The 18,273-nt window shown below is 69.3% G+C and carries 19 protein-coding genes; 12 read left to right on the plus strand and 7 right to left on the minus strand.

Translation table 11 applies throughout. The features are described from left to right. Positions 1-11 precede the first annotated feature (11 nt). Positions 12-167, minus strand: a complete 156-nt coding sequence (locus CV103_RS22410) for a hypothetical protein (protein ID WP_170112604.1) — start codon at positions 165-167, stop codon at positions 12-14. Here CV103_RS22410 and CV103_RS09735 point away from each other — a divergent pair. From CV103_RS09735 to CV103_RS09750, 4 genes are read left to right on the plus strand one after another with little or no spacing between them, the layout of a single operon-like run. Further along, on the plus strand, positions 166-963 hold the full coding sequence (locus CV103_RS09735; protein ID WP_107394789.1) for a TerC family protein: 798 nt from the start codon (positions 166-168) through the stop codon (positions 961-963). The two genes, CV103_RS22410 and CV103_RS09735, sit on opposite strands and share 2 nt — an antisense overlap. A gap of 51 nt (positions 964-1,014) precedes the next feature. Continuing rightward, positions 1,015-1,632: a ribonuclease D gene (locus CV103_RS09740; protein ID WP_015459010.1), complete on the plus strand. Its 618-nt coding sequence runs from the start codon at positions 1,015-1,017 to the stop codon at positions 1,630-1,632. Further along, positions 1,625-2,263, plus strand: coding sequence for an LPS export ABC transporter periplasmic protein LptC (gene lptC / locus CV103_RS09745; protein ID WP_107394790.1), 639 nt, complete (start codon positions 1,625-1,627; stop codon positions 2,261-2,263). The genes CV103_RS09740 and lptC overlap by 8 nt, the downstream gene beginning before the upstream one ends. Positions 2,264-2,268: 5 nt before the next feature. After that, a complete protein-coding gene (locus CV103_RS09750) occupies positions 2,269-2,796 on the plus strand; it encodes an LptA/OstA family protein (protein WP_015459012.1) in 528 nt (175 codons plus the stop codon). A 38-nt stretch (positions 2,797-2,834) separates the two neighbouring features. Here CV103_RS09750 and CV103_RS09755 read toward each other — a convergent pair whose 3' ends face one another. Beyond that, on the minus strand, positions 2,835-3,830 hold the full coding sequence (locus CV103_RS09755; protein ID WP_070931964.1) for an adenosine kinase: 996 nt from the start codon (positions 3,828-3,830) through the stop codon (positions 2,835-2,837). An 83-nt stretch (positions 3,831-3,913) separates the two neighbouring features. Between CV103_RS09755 and CV103_RS09760 the strand changes: the two genes are divergently transcribed. The 3 genes from CV103_RS09760 to CV103_RS09770 all read left to right on the plus strand — a co-directional run bounded on the left by CV103_RS09760 (position 3,914) and on the right by CV103_RS09770 (position 6,090). Beyond that, positions 3,914-4,603 (plus strand): EI24 domain-containing protein, encoded by a 690-nt coding sequence (locus CV103_RS09760; protein ID WP_107394791.1) that lies wholly within the window; start codon positions 3,914-3,916, stop codon positions 4,601-4,603. Next, complete coding sequence (locus CV103_RS09765) at positions 4,600-4,971, plus strand: hypothetical protein (protein ID WP_107394792.1); 372 nt, start codon at positions 4,600-4,602, stop codon at positions 4,969-4,971. The genes CV103_RS09760 and CV103_RS09765 overlap by 4 nt, the downstream gene beginning before the upstream one ends. A gap of 183 nt (positions 4,972-5,154) precedes the next feature. Continuing rightward, a complete protein-coding gene (locus CV103_RS09770) occupies positions 5,155-6,090 on the plus strand; it encodes an alpha/beta fold hydrolase (protein WP_107394793.1) in 936 nt (311 codons plus the stop codon). Between the two features lie 21 nt (positions 6,091-6,111). Here the strand turns inward: CV103_RS09770 and queG are convergent, their stop codons facing one another. Then, the gene (gene queG / locus CV103_RS09775; RefSeq protein ID WP_245896753.1) at positions 6,112-7,263 is read right to left on the minus strand and encodes a tRNA epoxyqueuosine(34) reductase QueG; all 1,152 of its coding nucleotides are present in this window, start codon (positions 7,261-7,263) and stop codon (positions 6,112-6,114) included. Positions 7,264-7,374: 111 nt separating this feature from the next. Between queG and CV103_RS09780 the strand changes: the two genes are divergently transcribed. The 3 genes from CV103_RS09780 (at position 7,375) to msrB (ending at position 10,139) form a co-directional block, all read left to right on the plus strand. Next, on the plus strand, positions 7,375-8,313 hold the full coding sequence (locus tag CV103_RS09780; protein WP_107394794.1) for an ABC transporter ATP-binding protein: 939 nt from the start codon (positions 7,375-7,377) through the stop codon (positions 8,311-8,313). Then, positions 8,310-9,533, plus strand: coding sequence for an ABC transporter permease (locus CV103_RS09785; RefSeq protein WP_015459018.1), 1,224 nt, complete (start codon positions 8,310-8,312; stop codon positions 9,531-9,533). Before CV103_RS09780 ends, CV103_RS09785 begins: the two co-directional genes overlap by 4 nt. A 105-nt stretch (positions 9,534-9,638) precedes the next feature. Then, positions 9,639-10,139, plus strand: a complete 501-nt coding sequence (msrB, locus tag CV103_RS09790; protein WP_107394795.1) for a peptide-methionine (R)-S-oxide reductase MsrB — start codon at positions 9,639-9,641, stop codon at positions 10,137-10,139. 12 nt (positions 10,140-10,151) lie between these two features. Here msrB and CV103_RS09795 read toward each other — a convergent pair whose 3' ends face one another. The 3 genes from CV103_RS09795 to CV103_RS09805 form a co-directional block, all read right to left on the minus strand. Next, entirely contained in the window at positions 10,152-10,907 is a 756-nt protein-coding gene (locus tag CV103_RS09795; protein WP_107394796.1) for an isocitrate lyase/PEP mutase family protein, read from the minus strand. A 104-nt stretch (positions 10,908-11,011) separates the two neighbouring features. Continuing rightward, positions 11,012-11,812, minus strand: a complete 801-nt coding sequence (locus CV103_RS09800; RefSeq protein WP_015459021.1) for a LytR/AlgR family response regulator transcription factor — start codon at positions 11,810-11,812, stop codon at positions 11,012-11,014. Then, on the minus strand, positions 11,809-12,903 hold the full coding sequence (locus CV103_RS09805) for a sensor histidine kinase (RefSeq protein WP_015459022.1): 1,095 nt from the start codon (positions 12,901-12,903) through the stop codon (positions 11,809-11,811). Before CV103_RS09805 ends, CV103_RS09800 begins: the two co-directional genes overlap by 4 nt. Positions 12,904-13,578: 675 nt before the next feature. Here CV103_RS09805 and CV103_RS09810 point away from each other — a divergent pair. Both CV103_RS09810 and CV103_RS09815 read left to right on the plus strand, forming a co-directional pair. Beyond that, positions 13,579-15,462, plus strand: a complete 1,884-nt coding sequence (locus CV103_RS09810) for a putative bifunctional diguanylate cyclase/phosphodiesterase (protein ID WP_245896756.1) — start codon at positions 13,579-13,581, stop codon at positions 15,460-15,462. Then, positions 15,459-17,363 (plus strand): ATP-binding protein, encoded by a 1,905-nt coding sequence (locus CV103_RS09815; RefSeq protein WP_107394798.1) that lies wholly within the window; start codon positions 15,459-15,461, stop codon positions 17,361-17,363. The genes CV103_RS09810 and CV103_RS09815 overlap by 4 nt, the downstream gene beginning before the upstream one ends. Here the strand turns inward: CV103_RS09815 and CV103_RS09820 are convergent. Next, on the minus strand, positions 17,335-18,213 hold the full coding sequence (locus CV103_RS09820; protein WP_245896754.1) for a LysR family transcriptional regulator: 879 nt from the start codon (positions 18,211-18,213) through the stop codon (positions 17,335-17,337). The genes CV103_RS09815 and CV103_RS09820 overlap by 29 nt on opposite strands. Between the last annotated feature and the right edge of the window lie 60 nt (positions 18,214-18,273).

Consider the following 18,273-nt stretch of genomic DNA (forward strand, 5'->3'; position numbering starts at 1 on the left):
GCCAGCCACTATCAATAGCGGAAAAAGAGCCCTGGCGCGAGAGCTTTCGACTCATCGCCCGCAAGGATGGGGCAACCGGTGTAGGATCGCAGCCGAATCCACGCTTTACAGTTTGTCGCATAGCCGCGCTTGTGAGGGACAAAACCAAGCGGCAAGGTGATCTTCATGACAGATATGCTTGCGATCTTCGCCGATCCCGCCGTGTGGGCGGCGCTGGTGACGCTGGTGGTGATGGAAGTCGTGCTCGGCATCGACAACCTCATCTTCATTTCCATCCTTTCGAACAAGTTGCCGCAGCATCAGCAGCGTCGCGCGCGGCGGCTGGGAATCGGCCTGGCGCTGGTTATGCGGCTGGCGCTGCTGTCGATGATCGCCTGGATCGTGGGGTTGACCGCGCCGGTGTTCGACCTGGGCTGGCAGGGCGTGCCGGATGCGCATGGCGTGCCCTCCTTCGAGACGCGATTTTCCTGGCGGGACATCATCCTGATCGTCGGCGGGCTGTTCCTGGTATGGAAGGCCACCACCGAGATCCACCATTCGGTGGACCCATCGCCGTCCGAGGATCTGCTGGACAAGAAGGCGCATGTGGCGCTGGGATTCGGCACCGCGATCATCCAGATCCTGCTGCTCGACATGGTGTTCTCGATCGATTCGATCCTGACCGCGGTGGGCATGACCGATCATCTGCCGGTGATGGTGATCGCCGTGATCACCGCCGTCGCCGTGATGCTGCTGGCGGCCGATCCGCTGGCCGAGTTCATCGAACGCAACCCCACGGTGGTTATGCTGGCGCTGGGATTCCTGCTGATGATCGGCGCGGTGCTAATCGCCGACGGCTTCGGCGTGCATGTGCCCAAGGGCTATATCTACGCGGCGATGGCCTTTTCGGCGGGCGTCGAGGCGCTCAACATCTGGCAGCGGCGCGCCCAGGCGAGGCGCGCCGAACGGCGGCAGGGGGCGTGAGCGGCCGATTCGGTTGTTGAGCGCGGGGCCTTGCGCGCTTATGCGGATGGGATGACCGTTCATTTCCACGAAGAGGACCTGCCGGCAGGCGTGCTCGCCCCCGGCCCCGTCGCCATCGATACCGAGACGATGGGGCTCGTCACCCAGCGCGACCGGCTGTGCGTCGTCCAGATATCCGACGGCCATGGCGACGAGCATCTCGTCCGCTTCGGCCCCGGCAGCGCCTATGACGCGCCCAATCTGAAGGCGGTGCTGGCCGATCCCGCGCGGCTCAAGCTCTATCATTTCGCCCGGTTCGATCTGGCGGCGATCAAATATTGGCTCGGGGTGATGGCCGAGCCCGTTTATTGCACCAAGACCGCATCGCGCCTGATTCGCACCTATACCGACCGGCATGGCCTGAAGGAGCTGGTGCGCGAGATCCTCGGCCAGGAAGTCTCCAAGCAGCAGCAGTCGTCCGACTGGGGCGCGCCCGAGCTGACCGACGCGCAGCGCGACTATGCGGCGTCCGACGTGCGCTTCCTCCACCAGCTTCGCGAGAAGCTGGACGAGCGGCTGGCGCGGGAGGGGCGGACCGCGCTGGCGCAGGCCTGCTTCGATTTCCTGCCGCACCGCGCGGCGCTGGACCTTGCCGGCTGGCCTGAGATCGACATCTTCGCGCATGTCTAAAGCCGCCGATCTTGCGCGCGGCGATCGCCAGTCCTGGGCCGCGCCGGGCGCGGGCCATGACCGCGTGATCGCCGCGCTCAGGATCCTGCTGCCCTGCGCGATCGGCGCGCTCGTCGCCATCCTCGCCGTGGCGCCGCTGACGATGGGGCGCGACATCTCCTTCGTCCTCGCCAAGGATCGGGTGGAGGTGGCCAGGGAAAGGCTGCGGGTCGCCGACGCCATCTATCGCGGCGAGGATTCGAAGGGCCAGCCCTTCGCCATCCGCGCGGGATCGGCAGTGCAGAAAAGCTCACGCGATCCGGTGGTGAAGCTCGCCAATCTTTCCGCCGAGATCCAGCTGGCCGACGGCCCCGCCACCATCGGCGCCAAGACCGGCCGCTACGACATGGACAGCGAGAAGGTCTATATCGACGGCCCAGTGCGCTTCGACGGACCGGACCAGTATCGCCTCGACACGCGCGACGTGGAGGTCGACCTGAAGACCCGGCAGGTGGAAAGCGGGGGCGCGGTGGACGGGCAGATGCGGCTCGGCAATTTCAGCGCCAACCGGATGACCGCGGATCTCGCCGCCCGCACCGTCGTGCTCGATGGCCGTGCCCGCTTGCATATCGTGCAGCGCGGCGGCAGATGAGCAGCATGACCCGCCGACCAGCCATCCTCGCCACGATCCTGATCGGCCTCGCCGCCGGCCCCGCGATGAGCCAGAATTCGGTTTCGGCGCTCAAGGGGCATGACAGCAACGCGCCGGTGGACGTGGAGGCGGACCGCATCGAGGTGCAGGACCGCGCCGATCGCGCTATCTTCTCCGGCAACGTCAATGTCCGCCAGACCGACCTGACGATGAATTCGGCGCGGTTGACCGTGGCCTATGCCGGCGGCGCCAGCGGCACCCAGATCAAGCGGCTGGATGCGTCCGGCGGCGTGACGGTGCGCAGCCCATCGGAAACGGCGCGCGGATCGGTGGCGATCTATGATCTCGACCGCCGGCTGATCACCATGCTGGGCAATGTGACGCTGAACCAGGGCCAGAACACGGTGAACGGCAACCGGCTGGTGATCGACCTCAACAGCGGCCGTTCGACGATCGACGGCCAGGGCGTCGCCGGCGGCCAGGGCGGCCGCGTCACCGGGCGCTTCACCGTCCGGCAATCCAGCGGCAATTGAAGGGAAACCGGGCGGGTCGCCCCGCCCGGGGATCGCGATCAGCCCAGTTTTCGGGCGACCAGCGCCTTGATGTCGGCCACCGGACGGGGGCCGAAATGCGAAATCACCTCGGCCGCCGCGATCGCGCCCATGGTGAGGCTGTCCACCACCGAACGGCCTTCGGCCTGGCCGGCGAGGAAGCCGGCGGCGAACAGGTCGCCCGCGCCGGTGGTATCGACCACGGCATCGATCGGCTGGGCGGGAACCGCGAAGCGCTCGCCGCCGCGCACGGCGATGGCGCCCTTTTCCGAACGGGTGACGACCAGGGTTTCGACCTGGCCGGCGGTGGCGGCGACGGCGGCCTCGAAATCCTCGGTCTGGTTGAGCGACAGGATCTCCGTTTCGTTGGCAAAGAGGATGTCGATCGCGCCGTCGGCGATCAGCGCCTTGAAGTCGTCGCGATGGCGCTCGATGCAGAAGGCGTCGGAAAGCGTGAAGGCAACCTTGCGGCCGGCATCCCGCGCGATGCGGATCGCCGTCTGCATCGCCGCGCGCGGCTCCGCCGGATCCCACAGATAGCCTTCGAGATACAGGATCGCGGCGGACGCGATCATGTCGCGATCCAGCGCCTCGGCCGGCAGGAACTGCGACGCGCCGAGATAGGTGTTCATCGTGCGCTGGCCGTCGGGGGTGACGAGGATCAGACAGCGCGCCGTCGGCGGCTCGCCTTCGCGGGCGGGGGTGGCGAATTCCACGCCGAGCGCGCGGATATCATGGACGAACACCTCGCCGAGCTGATCCTGGGCCACCTGGCCGATGAAGCCGCAGCGCCGGCCGAGCGCGGCCGCGCCCGCCACCGTGTTGGCGGCCGAACCGCCGCTCGCCTCGATCGCCTGGCCCATGCGGCCATAGAGGCCGGTCGCGGTTTCGGTGTCGATCAGCCGCATCGATCCCTTGGCGACGCCTTCGTTCGCGATGAAGGCATCATCGGCCTGGGCAATGACATCGACGATGGCATTGCCGATCGCGACGATATCGAGGCGGGGTTCGGTCACGCGGGTCTCCCTGAGGTGGAAAAGCCGCGCCTAGACGGACGACGGGGATGGCGCAACCGGGGATGGGGCGGATAGATAGGGCCATGGTCCGCGCGCTCATGCTTTCGATCGGCCAGTTGGGCGATCCCCGCATCCGCCGGGTGCTGGTGAAATCCGTCACGCTGACGCTGGCGATCTTCGCCGTCACTGGCTTCGTGCTGGGCTGGGTGCTGACCGGGCGCGACCCTTGCACGATCGTGAAGGGATATAGCTGCGCCATCGGATCGGCCGAGGGCGGGATCGCCGCCGCGCTGCTGGTGATCCTGGGCCTGTGGCTGCTGTTCCCGGCGATCGCGGTGGGGGTGATCGGCCTGTTTTCCGACGAGGTGGTCGCCGCCGTGGAGGAACGCCATTATCCGGCCGAGGCGGCGCGCGCGCGGCCGCCCGGCTGGGGCGAGGCGCTGCGGCTGGGCCTGGGATCGGCGGGGCGGATGATCGGATATAATCTGCTGGCGCTGCCTTTCTATCTGCTGCTGTTGCTGACGGCGATCGGCCCGGTCGCCCTGTTCCTGGTGGTGAACGCTATCGCGCTCGGCCGCGACCTCGACGAGATGGTGGCGGTGCGCCATCTGGACGCGGCCGCGCGCAAGGCCCGCCTCGCGCCCACCCGTGGCGGCCGCGCGCTGACCGGGCTTGTCGCCGCCGGCCTGTTCATGATCCCTGTCGTCAACCTCCTCGCCCCCGTGATCGGTGCGGCGCTGGCGACGCATCGTTTTCATGGGAGCCGCGGTTGAAGCGCAGATATTCGGTCCTGATCCTGCCCCTGCTGGCGCTGGCCGGCGCCTGCACCACCGCCGGCGGCGAGCACCCGGCCCCGATCGTGAACGCCCCGCCGCCGGCGATGGGGCTCGATCGGGTGCTGGGCAAGGACGCCCGCGCGCTCCACATGCTGTTCGGCGTGCCCGACCTCGATGTGCGCGAGGCGCAGGCGCGCAAGCTGCAATATACGGGGCCGGTTTGCGTGCTGGACGCCTATCTCTATCCGCCCGCGGCCGGGCAGGAGCCGGTGGTGCGCTACCTCGACGCGCGGACGCCGGCGGGCGAGGATTTCGACCGGGCATCCTGCATCGCGGCGCTCAGCCGCCGGGTGGAGGCGCGCTGATCCGGCCCCGACGGCGCGGCGCCGGTTGCGCGGACAGCCGGAAGCTGACACCTAATGGCTGTCTTTCATGCCACCCCGACCCGGCGGGGTGGGTGGTCGGTGCCGGGCGAGCTCCGCCAATTCCGGGCAGGCCCCGATAGAGCCTTGCCGGCGATGGGGGATATTCGGAGACGGGAGAAGATCATGAAGCGCATGATGATCGCGATCCTTGCCCTGTTCCTCCCCTTGCTGGCACCGCCGCCGGCAGCCGCGCTGGAATTCGGTTTCCCGAAGGGATTCCGATCCGAGGAAATCGCCACGAACGGCACCACGCTGCATGTCCGTTTCGGCGGATCGGGGCCGGCGGTGCTGCTGATCCATGGGTATGGCGACACCGGCGACATGTGGGTGCCGCTCGCCAGCCGTCTGATGCGCGATCATCTGGTGATCGTGCCAGACCTGCGTGGCCTGGGCCTTTCGGCCGTCGCCACGGGTGGCTTCACCAAGAAGAATCAGGCGGCGGACATGGCTGGTATCCTCGACCATCTCCACGCGGTGCGGGCCGATGTCGTCGGCCACGATATCGGCAACATGGTGGCCTTCGCGTTCGCTGAATCCTATCCCGAACGCACCACGCGCCTCGTGATGATGGACGCCCCCGTGCCCGGCGTCGGCCCGTGGGACGAGATACTGAAGAACCCGCTGCTCTGGCATTTCCGGTTCGGCGGGCCCGACATGGAGCGCCTCGTCGCGGGGCGTGAGCGCATCTATCTCGACCGGTTCTGGAACGAGTTCGCGGCGAGCCGGACCGCCTTTCCCGAGGATGCGCGGGTCCATTATGCGGCGCTTTATGCCGCGCCGGGGCGGATGCATGCGGGCTTTTCGCAATTCGCGGCGTTCGATGGGGACGTGATCGACAATCGCGCCTTCGTCGCCCGCGGTCCGCTGAAGATGCCGGTGCTGGCGATCGGCGGCAGCCAGTCCCTCGGCGGCACGATGGCGGCCATCATGCGATCGGCGGCGGACGACGTGACGGAGCTGGCCATTCCCGATTCCGGCCACTGGCTGATGGAGGAGCAGCCCCGCGCGACCGTCGACGCCATCGCCGCATTTCTGGAAGGACCAGTCCGGCCGCGATGAAGGCGGCGCGCCTGCGGGCCGCTATGCTTCCATCGCCATGCCCAACCATTCGGCGCGGACGGAGGCGTCGGCCTCGGCCGGCAGGCGGCTTGCGCGCGCGGCCGCGAAGCCGGCGGGATCGATGCGTTCGAGCGCCCAGATCGCGGCGCCGCGCACCATGGGGGTGGGATCGTCCAGCAGGTGGAGGACGGCCGGCAGCAGGTGACGGCCGCGATCGTTGCCGGCGGCGATGAGCGCGTTGCGGACCATGCGGTCCCGGCCGATGCGCTTGATCGGCGATCCGGCGAAGACCGCGCGGAAGGCGGGATCGTCGAGCGCGAGGAGATCGGCGATCTCGGGCGCGGCCAGCTCCGCCCGCGCGGCGAAGGCGCGGTTGGCGGCGGCGGTGGCGGCGAACTTGTTCCACGGGCAGACGGCCAGGCAATCGTCGCAGCCATAGATGCGGTTGCCCATCGCCGCGCGAAATTCGTGCGGGATCGGGCCTTTGTTCTCGATGGTGAGGTAGGAGATGCAGCGCCGGGCATCGAGCCGGTAGGGCGCGGGAAAGGCGGCGGTGGGGCAGGCCCGCTGGCAGGCGTCGCACGATCCGCAGCCGCCCCGGCCGGGGTCGTCCGCCGCCAGATCGAGCGTCGTCATGATCGCGCCCAGGAACAGCCAGCTGCCATGATCGCGGCTGACGAGGTTGGTGTGCTTGCCCTGCCAGCCGAGGCCGGCCGCTTCGGCCAGCGGCTTTTCCATCACCGGCGCGGTATCGACGAACACCTTGAGATCGCCGCCCGCCCGATCGACTAGCCAGCGGGCCAGCGCCTTCAGCGCCTTCTTGACGATATCGTGATAATCCTGCCCCTGCGCATAGGCCGAAATGCGGGCGATGCCGGGCGCGTCCGCCAGCCGCAGCGGATCTTCGGCGGGCGCGTAGCTCATCCCCAGCATCACCACCGATTTCACGTCCGGCCAGAGCGCGCGGGGCGAGCCGCGCTGGCCGGCGCGTTCCTCCATCCACAGCATGTCGCCATGCGCGCCGCTATCCAGCCATTCGCGCAGGCGCATGGCCGAATCGGGCGTGGCATCGGCCGGCGCCACCCCGCAGGCGACGAAGCCGAGGCGGCGGGCCTCGATTTTCAGCTCCGCCGTCAACGCCTTGTTGTCGATATGATGGGATGGATGGGGCACGAAGGGCGGGAAACCTCGTCGATCTGGGTGGATGCGCCCCTTCCTTAGCCCGAACGGGCGGAAACGGGGAGGTGGGCATGGCGCCGGGCGGCGGCAGGACGGGATGCGGACGTGAACGGACATGCGATCGAGGCGCACGGGCTGGTAAAGGATTTCGGCGGATTCCGGGCCGTCGACGGCATCGACCTCGCGGTGCCGGCGGGGTCGATATTCGGCGTGCTCGGCCCCAATGGCGCGGGCAAGACCACCACCTTGCGGATGCTGCTGGGCATCATCGATCCCGATGCCGGGCATCGCACCCTGCTGGGCGAGGCGCGGCCGCTGAAGGTGGCGCGGCAGGTGGGCTATCTGCCCGAGGAACGCGGCCTCTATCCCGGCATGCAGGCGCGCGAGGCGATCGCCTTCATGGGCGCGCTGCGCGGGCTGCCGCTGAAGGAAGGCCGCGCGCGGGCCGATCAAATGCTGGAGGCGCATGGCCTGGGCGCGGCGCGCCGCAAGCCGATCCGCACCCTTTCCAAGGGCATGGCGCAGACGGTGCAGCTATTGGGCACGCTGGTCCACCGGCCCCGGCTGATCGTGCTGGACGAGCCCTTTTCCGGGTTGGATGCCCTGAATCAGGAACGGCTGGAAGCGGTGATCCGTGCGCAGGCGGCGGACGGCGTGACCATCCTCTTTTCCACCCATGTGATCGCCCATGCCGAACGATTGTGCCAGCGCGTGGCGATCATCGCCGGCGGGCGGGTGCGGTTCGAAGGCGGGGTGGAGGAGGCGCGCGCGCGGCTGAAGCCCGAGGTGCGGCTGGCGACGCGGGCGGCGGACGGGCCGTGGCGCGCGGCGCTGCCGTCCGGCGCGGTGCGTGAGGGCCACCTCTGGCGGTTCGCGCTGCCCGACAGCGGGGTCGAGCCGCTTTTGAAGGCGCTGATCGACGGCGGCGCGGGGATCGAGACGCTGTCGATCGAGCGGCCGGGGCTGCACGACGCCTTCGTCGCGATCGCCGGCGAGGCGGCGGCCAAGGCGATGGACGGGCATGCGCTGGAGGACGCGGCATGATCGACGTGATTCGCGCCGCCTGGGTGATCGCCCGCCGCGATTATGTGGCGAGCGTGTTCTCGCGCGCCTTCCTGCTGTTCCTGATCGGGCCGCTGCTGCCGATCCTGGCCGGGCTGCTGTTCAGCATCGCGGGTGCCGGCGGCGGCGCGGACCAGAAACGGCCGGCGGTGGCGGTGATCGCCGGCCCGGCGGAGGCGGAGCTGCTCCATGCCGCGCGCGGGCGGCTGGCCGAACGGCTCGGCGATGCGATGCTGCCGATGCTCCATATCGCGGCGCCCGAAGGCGGGGCAGAGGCCCAGACCCGGCGGTTGCTGGCGGACCGGAGCGACGGCGTGGTGGCGGTGGCGCGCGGCGGAATCGATGCGCCTAGGCTGATCGGCCCGCGGGCGGGCGTGGCCGACGTGCGCGGGCGGCTGGCGCTGATCTATGACGAGGCGCGCGCCGCCCGTGCGATGGCGGATGCCGGCGCGGCCGCGCCGGGGCCGGTGGCCTTCCGCGAGACGGTGGTGGAGCGCGCGGCCGGCCCCGATGCGGCGGGCCATGCCGCCACGGCGCGGGCGGGGCAGCTGGTGCTGATGTTCCTCACCATGATCCTGGCGGGCATGCTGCTGTCCAACCTGATCGAGGAAAAATCGAACAAGGTGATCGAGGTGCTGGCCGCCGCCGTGCCGGTGGACGCGATCTTCCTGGGCAAGCTGGCGGCGATGCTCGCCATGTCGCTGACCGGGATCGCGGTGTGGGGGGCGATGGCCCTGCTGGCGCTGCGCGGCCTGTTCCCGGCGGTGACGCTGCCGGTGCCGGCGGTGGGCTGGGGCGCGTTCGTGGCGCTCGGCACCGTCTATTTCGTCGCCTGCTATCTGCTGCTGGGGGCGCTGTTCCTCGGCATCGGCGCGCAGGCATCGAGCGTGCGCGAGGTGCAGACGCTCTCCATGCCGGTGACGATGGGGCAATTGGGGGTGGTGGCGCTCGCCTCCAGCGTGGTGGCGGCGCCCGAGAGCGGGCTGGCGAAGGCGGCGACGGTCTTTCCGTGGAGTTCCCCCTTCGCGATGATCGCGCGGGCCGCCCAGGCGCCGGAGATCTGGCCGCACCTGCTGGCGATCGGCTGGCAGGCGCTGTGGATCGGCCTGATCATCCGCTTCGCGGCGCGGCGGTTCCGGGTGAGCGTGCTGAAATCGGGCGGGCCGCGCCGCCGCTGGTTCCGGCGGTGGCGGACCAGCTGAGCGGGCCGGCGCCGGGCCAGAATGTGATGTTCCGCGCATCTTCGGGCCGGGCCTGACAAGCGGAGGTGCCGTCCCCATATCGGTCCTGCAAGGCAGGAGGCCGGCATGGCGATGGACAGGCGGCAGATGCTGGGGGTCGGCGGCTTAGCGCTGGCGGCGGTGGCGATCGGCGCGGGGCGGCTGCTGGCGGGCGATGCCAGGGCGGAGGAGACCTTCCCCTACCGGCTTTCCGATGCCGAATGGCGGCGCAGGCTGGGGCCGGACGCCTATGCCGTGCTGCGCCGCGAGGCGACCGAGCCGCCGGGATCGAGCCCGCTGCTGAAGGAGCATCGCCCCGGCACCTTCACCTGCCGGGGCTGCGCGCTGCCGCTTTTCTCCTCGCGCACCAAATATGACAGCGGCACCGGCTGGCCGAGCTTCTGGCGGCCTCTGCCCGATGCGGTCGGCACGCGCGGCGATCGCAGCCTGGGCTATGCCCGCACCGAGGTGCATTGCCGGTGCTGCGGCGGGCATCTGGGCCATGTGTTCGACGACGGGCCGAGGCCGACGGGCAAGCGTTACTGCATGAACGGACTGGCGCTGGCCTTCGTGCCCGGAAAGGCCTGAGCAGCCCCGCCTTCAGGGATAGAGCGCGCGGGCGGCCTCGGTGACGGCGGCCATCGCCAGCCGGTAGGGGCCGGGGCCGTGGCTGATGCGGGCGACGCCGAGTTCGGCGAGGCGGGCGGCGGGCGGCACGGCCGGGAACATCATGATGTTGACGGGCAATGGCGATCGTTCGCACAGCCGGGCGATCAGCCGTTCATCGGCCAGGCCGGGGGCGAAGAAGCCGCTGGCGCCGGCATCGGCATAGGCCTGCGCGCGGACGAGGGCGTCGTCGATCGCGGCATCGTCATGCGCGGCGGCGGGCGCCTTCAGGAAGATGTCGGTGCGGGCGTTGACGAAGGCGTGGGGCGCCGCCGCCCGCATCGCGGCGATGCGGGCCTGCTGGTCGCCGATCGGGCGGAGGCCGTTCCCGCCGATCTGCTGGTCCTCGATATTGAAGCCGATCGCGCCGATTCCGGCCGCGCTGGCGGCGGACCGGCCGACTTCGTCGGCCGTGGCGCCGTAGCCGCCCTCGAAATCCAGCGTCACCGGCAGATCGACCGCGGCGACGATCCGTTCGAGATTGGCGAGGACGAGGGTGAGCGGCAGCGCCTCGCCGTCATCGAGGCCGTGGGCCGCCGCGACCGACCAGCTTCCCGTCGCCAGCGCCGGGGCGCCGGCATCGGCCACCGCCCGCGCGCTGCCCGCATCCCAGATGTTGAAGAGCTGGAGCGGACGCCCCGGCACGTGGAGATCGGCGAAGATGCGGGCTTTGTCGGCGGCGGTCGGCACGGGCGGTCCCTTATGTTTGCGTGGACCCGCTCCTATCCCGCGACCGCCGGGACGGCATCCCGGCGATTGCGTTCAAGGCGCGGGCGCCGCTTCCCGGACGCGCCTCAGTGGACGAAGCGCGCCACCACGTCGCGATAGGAACGGCTGACCTTCACCTGCGCGCCCGAATCCAGCACCAGGAAGCATTCGCCGTTGGTGTGGGGCTTCACCTGCTTCACCAGATCGAGGTTGACGATGGTGGAACGGTGGACGCGCTGGAAGCGGCGCGGATCGAGCCGCTTTTCCAGATCCTTCATCGTTTCGCGCAGGATCAGCGTGTTGTCGCCGGTATAGATGCACATATAGTCGCCGGCGGCATCGATCCGCTCGATCGTGTCGACGTCGACGCGGAAGATCTGGCCGCGATCCTTGATGTTGATCAGCTTTTCGAAGCGGCTGGAGGCCGGCGCGTCGGTTGCGTCGGGCATCGCCTCGGCGGCTTCGGGTGCATGTTCGGCCAGCGCCTCCTTGAGGCGGCCGGCTTCCTCGATGCTGCGCTTTTCGGCCAGCCGCTGGCGGACGCGATCGAGCGTGTCGGCCAGCCGTTCATTCTCGACCGGCTTCATCAGATAGTCCACGGCATCGGCCTCGAAGGCGCGCAGCGCGTGATCCGAATAAGCGGTGACGAACACGAACAGCGGCGGTTCGACCTCCATCAACCCCTGGACCACCGAGAAGCCGTCGAAGCCGGGCATCTGGATATCGAGGAAGACGAGGTCGGGCTTATGCGTCTTGATGGCGCGGATGGCTTCCCTGCCGTTGGTGCAGGTTTCGATGATTTCGACATCCTCATGCGCTTCCAGGCGGAGCTGCAGGCCCTGGATGGCTAGCGGCTCGTCGTCGACAAGGATGGTGCGGATGGTCATGCGGGTTCCTTGGGCTCTTCCGTCCTGAACGGTATTTCGATCATGACGCCGAACCCGGCCCCCCGTTCCCCCTGGATCTCGAAACGGTGGTCGGCGCCATAAGCCTGTGCCAGCCTGTCGCGGATATTCGCCAGGCCGACACCGGTCGAATATGTGGGGCGGTTCACCGCGTCGTGCAAGCCGGGTCCCGTATCGGACACGGTGATCTGCACCCGATCCCCGGCAAGCCGCGCGGATACGGCGATTTCCGCGCCCTCCTCCAAAGGCGTGACCGCATATTTTATCGCGTTTTCGACGAGCGGCTGAAGGAGAAGCGAGGGCAGCCGGGCCTGCGACACCGCCGGATCGATGTCGAAGCTAGGGCGGAGCCGGTCCTCGAACCGCATCTTCTCGATCTCCAGATAGAGCTTCAGCGTCTCCACCTCCTGCGCCAGCGTGACCTGGCCGGTGGGCTCGTTCACCAGCGTATAGCGCAGGAAGGAGGAAAGCCGCGACAGCATCGCATTGGCGCGATCGGTCTGCTTCAGCAGCACGAGCGTGGATATGGAGTTCAGCGTGTTGAACAGGAAATGCGGGTTGAGCTGGTAACGCAGCATCGCGAGCTGGGCGGCCGACGCCTGGGTTTCCAGCTTCTGCAGCTGATCCGATTGCTGTTCGAGCAGCAGGTAGAAATTGATGCCGTAATAAAGCGCCGACCAGGCGGCGAGCAGCGCGAAATCGAGCAGGATGGCGCCGAGGAACTGGACGCCCGACGGCATCTCTCCCGGTCGGTAGAAGGTGGCGTGCGCCCATACCTCGATCGTCGAGAAGGCGGCCGACGCGATCATCACCACGATGATCGATACGCCCCAGGTGATGATCGGCTTCTGGTGGATCAGCCGGCGGAAGATCGACGCCATCAGCAGGGTGAGCGAATAGCCGGTGGCGGTGTTGAGCGCGCTCGGCACCAGGAAGAGTACGCCCATGCCGTTGGCGAGCCCGCCCAGCGAGCGCAGGAGCAGATAGCCTGCCCATCCCGCCGACTGGAGAATCCAGAAGGCGCGGTTCTTATCGTCGAAAAAGGGTTTCGAGCCGAGGCTGAAGAGGGCCATGCGCCTCTGCATAGAGGCATTTCGCGCAATGGGGAATCACCCAACGCATGAGGAAGAAGGCGGCGGCGCGGGCACGGATGCGCGGTGCTGCCAAGTCCTTGAAGATGCAATTTGGTCGACGGGCATGACGTTTTTGTCGACAGGCGACCGGCCCGTCGTCTCATCGCGCAGGCCCGTCGACGCCCCCGCGACGCGCGCGGCCGTGCCGCCCTAGCAAAAGACCTGCGATTTGGTTCGGGGAAGTCGTTGCCGTGTCCGTGAAGCTGAGCTTGTTCCGTGATCGGGCTCCGTTCGCCGGGCAACCGCATCGGCCGGCACCTCTGGCCGGGCGTTTCGGAGAGCGGGCGGATGGCCCGCCCGAGACGGCCGAGGAGGGCGCCGATAGCCGCTGGGCCGAGTTGTTCGCGCGGACTCCCAAATCTCCGCGCCAGTGAAGGTTGCTTGATGTTCCCTCTTCCGTCGCCGGAAACGGTGACGGGGCGGCAGGCCAGTCCTGCCGATCCGCCGCCCGCCACAGCCACGCGACCCCTGTGGCGGGCGGTGGATCATGCCGCACCTGTCCGATTTCTTGGGCGGAGCCGGGTGTAAACGAAATATTATCCCTCTTCGTCTACCCGTTACTTGGGAACATATGGGGTGGAAGTGCGCGTCCTCATCGTAGATGACGAACCGGCGATGCATGATGCCTACCGGCGGACGCTGGGCGTCGCGCCGGGCGCATCCGCGCGCGACGCGCTGGCGGCCCTCGCCTCCGAGCTTTTCGCCGACGGCCCCGCCGTCCGGCCGGCGGGGCATGGGCCGGCGGAGGAAGCGGATGCCTTCCGCCTCGATCATGCCGATTGCGGCACGGCGGCGGTGGCGCTGGCCGAAGCCGCGATCCGCGCCGGCGATCCCTATGCTGTCGCCTTCATCGACGTGCGCATGCCGCCCGGCATCGACGGCAAGGAGACCGCGGCGCGCATCCGCGCGATCGATCCCGATATCAACATCGTCATCGTCACCGGCTATTCCGATCACGGCCCGGTTGACATCGCCAGGGCGGCGGGGCCGGTGGAAAAGCTGTTCTACGTCACCAAGCCGTTCGACGTGACGGGCCTTCGCCAGACGGCGCGCGCGCTCTGCCGGCGATGGGAGGTGGACCCGGACCTGGCCCGGACCCGCGAGCAGCTGGCCGCGGAAGTGCGCCGGCTGGAGGAACGGACCATCACCCTGGCCGCCAACGAGGCGCGCGCGGTGCACATGGCCAGCCACGATCCCCTGACCGGCGCGCCCAACCGCCTGGCCTTCCTGCGCGAGCTGGGCGAGCGGATGCAGGCGGCGCGGCGGCGCGGCGGCTTCGCGATCGGCATGCTCGATCTCGACCGCTTCAAGAATGTGAACGACACGCTGGGCCATGCCGCCGGGGACGAGCTGATCCGCGAGGTGTGCCAGCGGCTGACGGTGGGGATCGGCCCCGGCCCCGGCATGGTGGCGCGGCTGGGAGGCGACGAGTTCGCCTTGCTGTTCGACGCGGCCGATGCCGCCGAGGTGCTGGCGCGGGGCGAGCGCATCGTCCGCGCCTGCTCCACCAATTACATGATCCTCGATCATATGGTGCAGGTGAGCGCATCGCTGGGACTGGTGCTGGTCGAGCCGGGCGCGGATGCCGGAGCCACCGATCCGATGCGGCTCGCCGATCTTGCGCTCTACGAGGCGAAGCGCGGCGGGCGCAGCCAGGTGCGGCTGTTCGACCGGAGCATGGACGAGAGCGCCCGCTTCCGCCATTCGATCGAGGCGGGGCTGCGGCAGGCGATCGCGAAGCGCGAGCTGGAAGTGGTCTATCAGCCGATCATCGCGCGCGAGGCCGCCGAGGTCGTCGGCTTCGAGGCGCTGCTGCGCTGGAACAGCGCCGAACATGGCGAGATTCCGCCATCGGTGTTCATCCCCATCGCCGAGGAAAGCAACCTGATCCACGACCTGGGCGAATGGGTGACGGCGGAGGCGTTGGCCGAATGCCGGCGCTGGCCGGGCCATTTCGTTTCGATCAACGTTTCCGCGCGCCAGTTCCGCCGGCAGGATTTCGTCGATGCGCTGGCCGCGCGGGTGGCGGCCGCCGGCATTTCCCCCGATCGGGTGCAGATCGAGATCACCGAGACGGCGATCTTCGACGACGATGCGCGCGCCGCCGAGACCTTGCGGCGGCTGCGGGACGCGGGCTTCCGCGTCGCGCTGGACGATTTCGGCACCGGCTATTCCAGCCTGTTCAACATCCGCAACTATGCACTCGACTGCCTGAAGATCGACAAGAGCTTCATCGACGGCCTCGGCCGTGAGGTGGAGGCGGCGGCGATCGTCAATTCGGTGACGCATCTCGCCCGCTCGCTCGGCATGGGCGTGGTGGCCGAAGGCGTGGAGACCGAGACGCAGAACCAGGCGCTGCGGCTGGCCGGCTGCTCGCACCTCCAGGGATTTTATTACGGCCATCCCGCCGATGCCGACGCCACCGCCGCACTGGCGCTGGCGGGGGAAGCGCCGGCGCAGGGCGGCCATCCCGGCGCCGGGGCCGTCGGGCGGCCGTGACCGCCACCGGGGCGCGGCGCCTTCTTTCCCGCATCATCCCGCAGGACAGGACGCTCGCCTTCAAGCTGACGGCGGTGCTGACCCTGGCCGGGATCGCCGGCTTCCTCGGCATATGGGGGCTGCTCTACGCCGTCGTCATCCCCAGCTTCGACCGGCTGGAGACGGATGCGGTGCGCGGCCATATCGAGCGCACCCGCGCCGCGCTGGAGGAACATGCCGCCAAGATGGAATATGCCGCGCGCGACTATGGCGTGTGGGACGAAAGCTACGGCTATCTGCGCCATGGCGACCGCGCCTTCGAACGGCGCGTGCTTTCGCTGCTGGCGCTTTCCAACCTGGACATGAACGGCATGGCGCTGGTCCATCGCGACGGGACGGTGGCCGCTGCACGCTACATCGATCCCAAGGCGCAGGCGGACGATCATGAGCGCGGCGGCGACTTCGTGGCGCTTGCCCGCTCGCAGGCGGTGCGCGCGCGGATCGGGCGCGAGCCATCGGCCCATTTCTACGCCCGGCTGGGCGACCGGGTGGCGGCGATCGGCCTGTCGCGCGTCACGCTGAGCGACGGCAGCGGGGAAAGCCCCGGCTATGTCGTCGTCGCGCGCGAAATGACGTCCGCGCAGCTCGGCCGCCTCCTCCAGCTGGAAGCGCGCTTCGGGCTGGGGCGGGCGCATGAGCCCACCGGCGTCCGCAGGCGGGACCGGACGCTGGACATCGCCGTCGACATAGACGGGCCGAACCGCATCCATGTCGCCAACGCCACCTTCGTCGTGCCGCGCGATTTCACCCTGCTGGGCCACAGGCTGCTGGCGATGATGTTCGTCGGCACGGTGGCGGTGCTGGCGCTGGTGCTGATGGTGCTGCGCCTGCTGATCGGGCGCGAGGTGATCGCCCCGCTCGCCCGGATCGAGCGGCACATGCAGGCGGTGTCGGCGTCCGGCGCGCCGCTGCCGCTGGCGATCGGCGATCGCGGCGACGAGATCGGATCGCTGGCGCGGAGCCTGGATGCGATGCTGGCCCAGCTGGGCCGCCTGCGCGAGCGGGTGGAGGCGCAATCCTTCCGCCTGGGCCGCAGCGAAAGCGCGATCGGGGTGATGCATAATGTGCGCAACGGCCTCAATCCGATCAGCGTGATCGTGGCGCAGGGGCTGGCGGCCGAGCCGGTGGCGGCCGATGCGGATGTGCGCCGCGCGCTCGACGAGCTGGCGCGCGCCGATGTGCCGGCGGCGCGGCGGCGCAAGCTCGCCGCTTTCCTGGGTTCGGCCCATGACAGCTATCTCGCCCAGTTCGAGCGCCAGCGCGCCGATCTGGCGGCGGCCGACGAAAGCCTGTCGCACCTGATCGAGATCATCGGCGGCCAGCAGGCGGAGGCGCATGGCGGGCTGGAGATCGAGCCGTGCGACATCGTGGCGCTGGTCCGCCGCAACGCCGCGATCGTGCATTATGCCGCGGGCGGGCCGATCGCCTTCCAGTGCCCGGATGCGGCGTGCCCGGTGCTGGCGAGCCCGCTGCTGCTGAGCCAGGTGATCGGCAATCTGCTGGCCAATGCGATCGAGGCGATCGAGGCGCGCGGCGCGGGCGGCGGGCCGGGGCGGATCGCCGTGACGATCGAGCGGATCGCCGGGGCCGAGGGCGACCGGATCGCGCTCGGCATAACCGACAATGGCGAAGGCTTCGATCCGGCGCGGGGCGAGCGGCTGTTCCATCGCGGCTTTTCCACCCGCGCCCACAAGAGCGGCGGCCTCGGCCTCCATTGGTGCGCCAATGCGGTGAACGCGATGCAGGGCAGCCTGACGCTGGAGAGCGACGGGCCTGGGCGGGGCGCCACCGCCGTCATCCGGCTGCGCGGCGCGCGGCAGGGCAGCGCGAGCCTCAATCCGCCGGAGCGATCCGCCGGCTGAGACGATCGGCCATGTCGTGCAGGAAGGCGCGGGTGGCCTGCTCCATCGGCACGTCGTCGCGCACCAGCAGCCACAGGTCGATGCCGATCGCCGGATCGGGCGGCGCGATGCGGCGGAGGCCCGGCGCGGGATCGGCGGCGAAGGTCCAGAGAAAGGCCGCGCCCAGCCCCTGGTCGACCGCGCCGCGCAGCGCCGCCCAGCTATCGACATAGGCGGCCACCGCCGCGCGATCGGCAATGGCGCCGTCCCAGCGGCGCATCGCCGGCAAAGGCGGGCGGCCGGCGCAGCATATCCAGTGCGCCACCGCGCCCGGATCGGCGGGCTTTTCCCGATCGGCATAAGCGACGGCCGCATAGGGCGCCTGGCGCAGCGTGCCGACGCGGCGGCCGCGCAGATGATCGGGCTGCTGATCGACGAGGCAGAGGCCGATGTCGCTCTTGCGCTGGATCACATCCTCGCACGGATCGGCCGAGGACTGGATCGACAGCCGGATATCGGGATGGGCGGCGGCGAAGGCGGCGAGATCGGGCATCAGTTCCGCCCCGAGATCGGCGGCGATGATGACGCGGACATGGCCGGCCGGCGCGCGGGCGCGGCCGCCAATCTCCTCCGCCAGGCCATCGGCCAGCTCCTCCATGCGATCGGCGATTTCGAGCACGCGGCGGCCGGCGACGGTGGGGTGGTAGCCATCCTCGCCCTGCTCGAACAACGGCACTCCAAGCTGGCGTTCCAGCCGGTCGAGCCGGCGGCCGACGGTGGTGCGATCGATCCGCAGCCGGCGGGCGGCGGCGGTATAGTTGCCGGCGCGGACTGCCGTCAGGAAAATGCGCAGATTATCCCAGTCCAGCATCGGGCCGGTCTGGCACGCGCGGGAAGGGCTGTCATGTGCATAAATGCACATTTGGCGGGC

The organism is Edaphosphingomonas fennica, assembly GCF_003034225.1.
Lineage (GTDB): Bacteria > Pseudomonadota > Alphaproteobacteria > Sphingomonadales > Sphingomonadaceae > Sphingomonas_E > Sphingomonas_E fennica.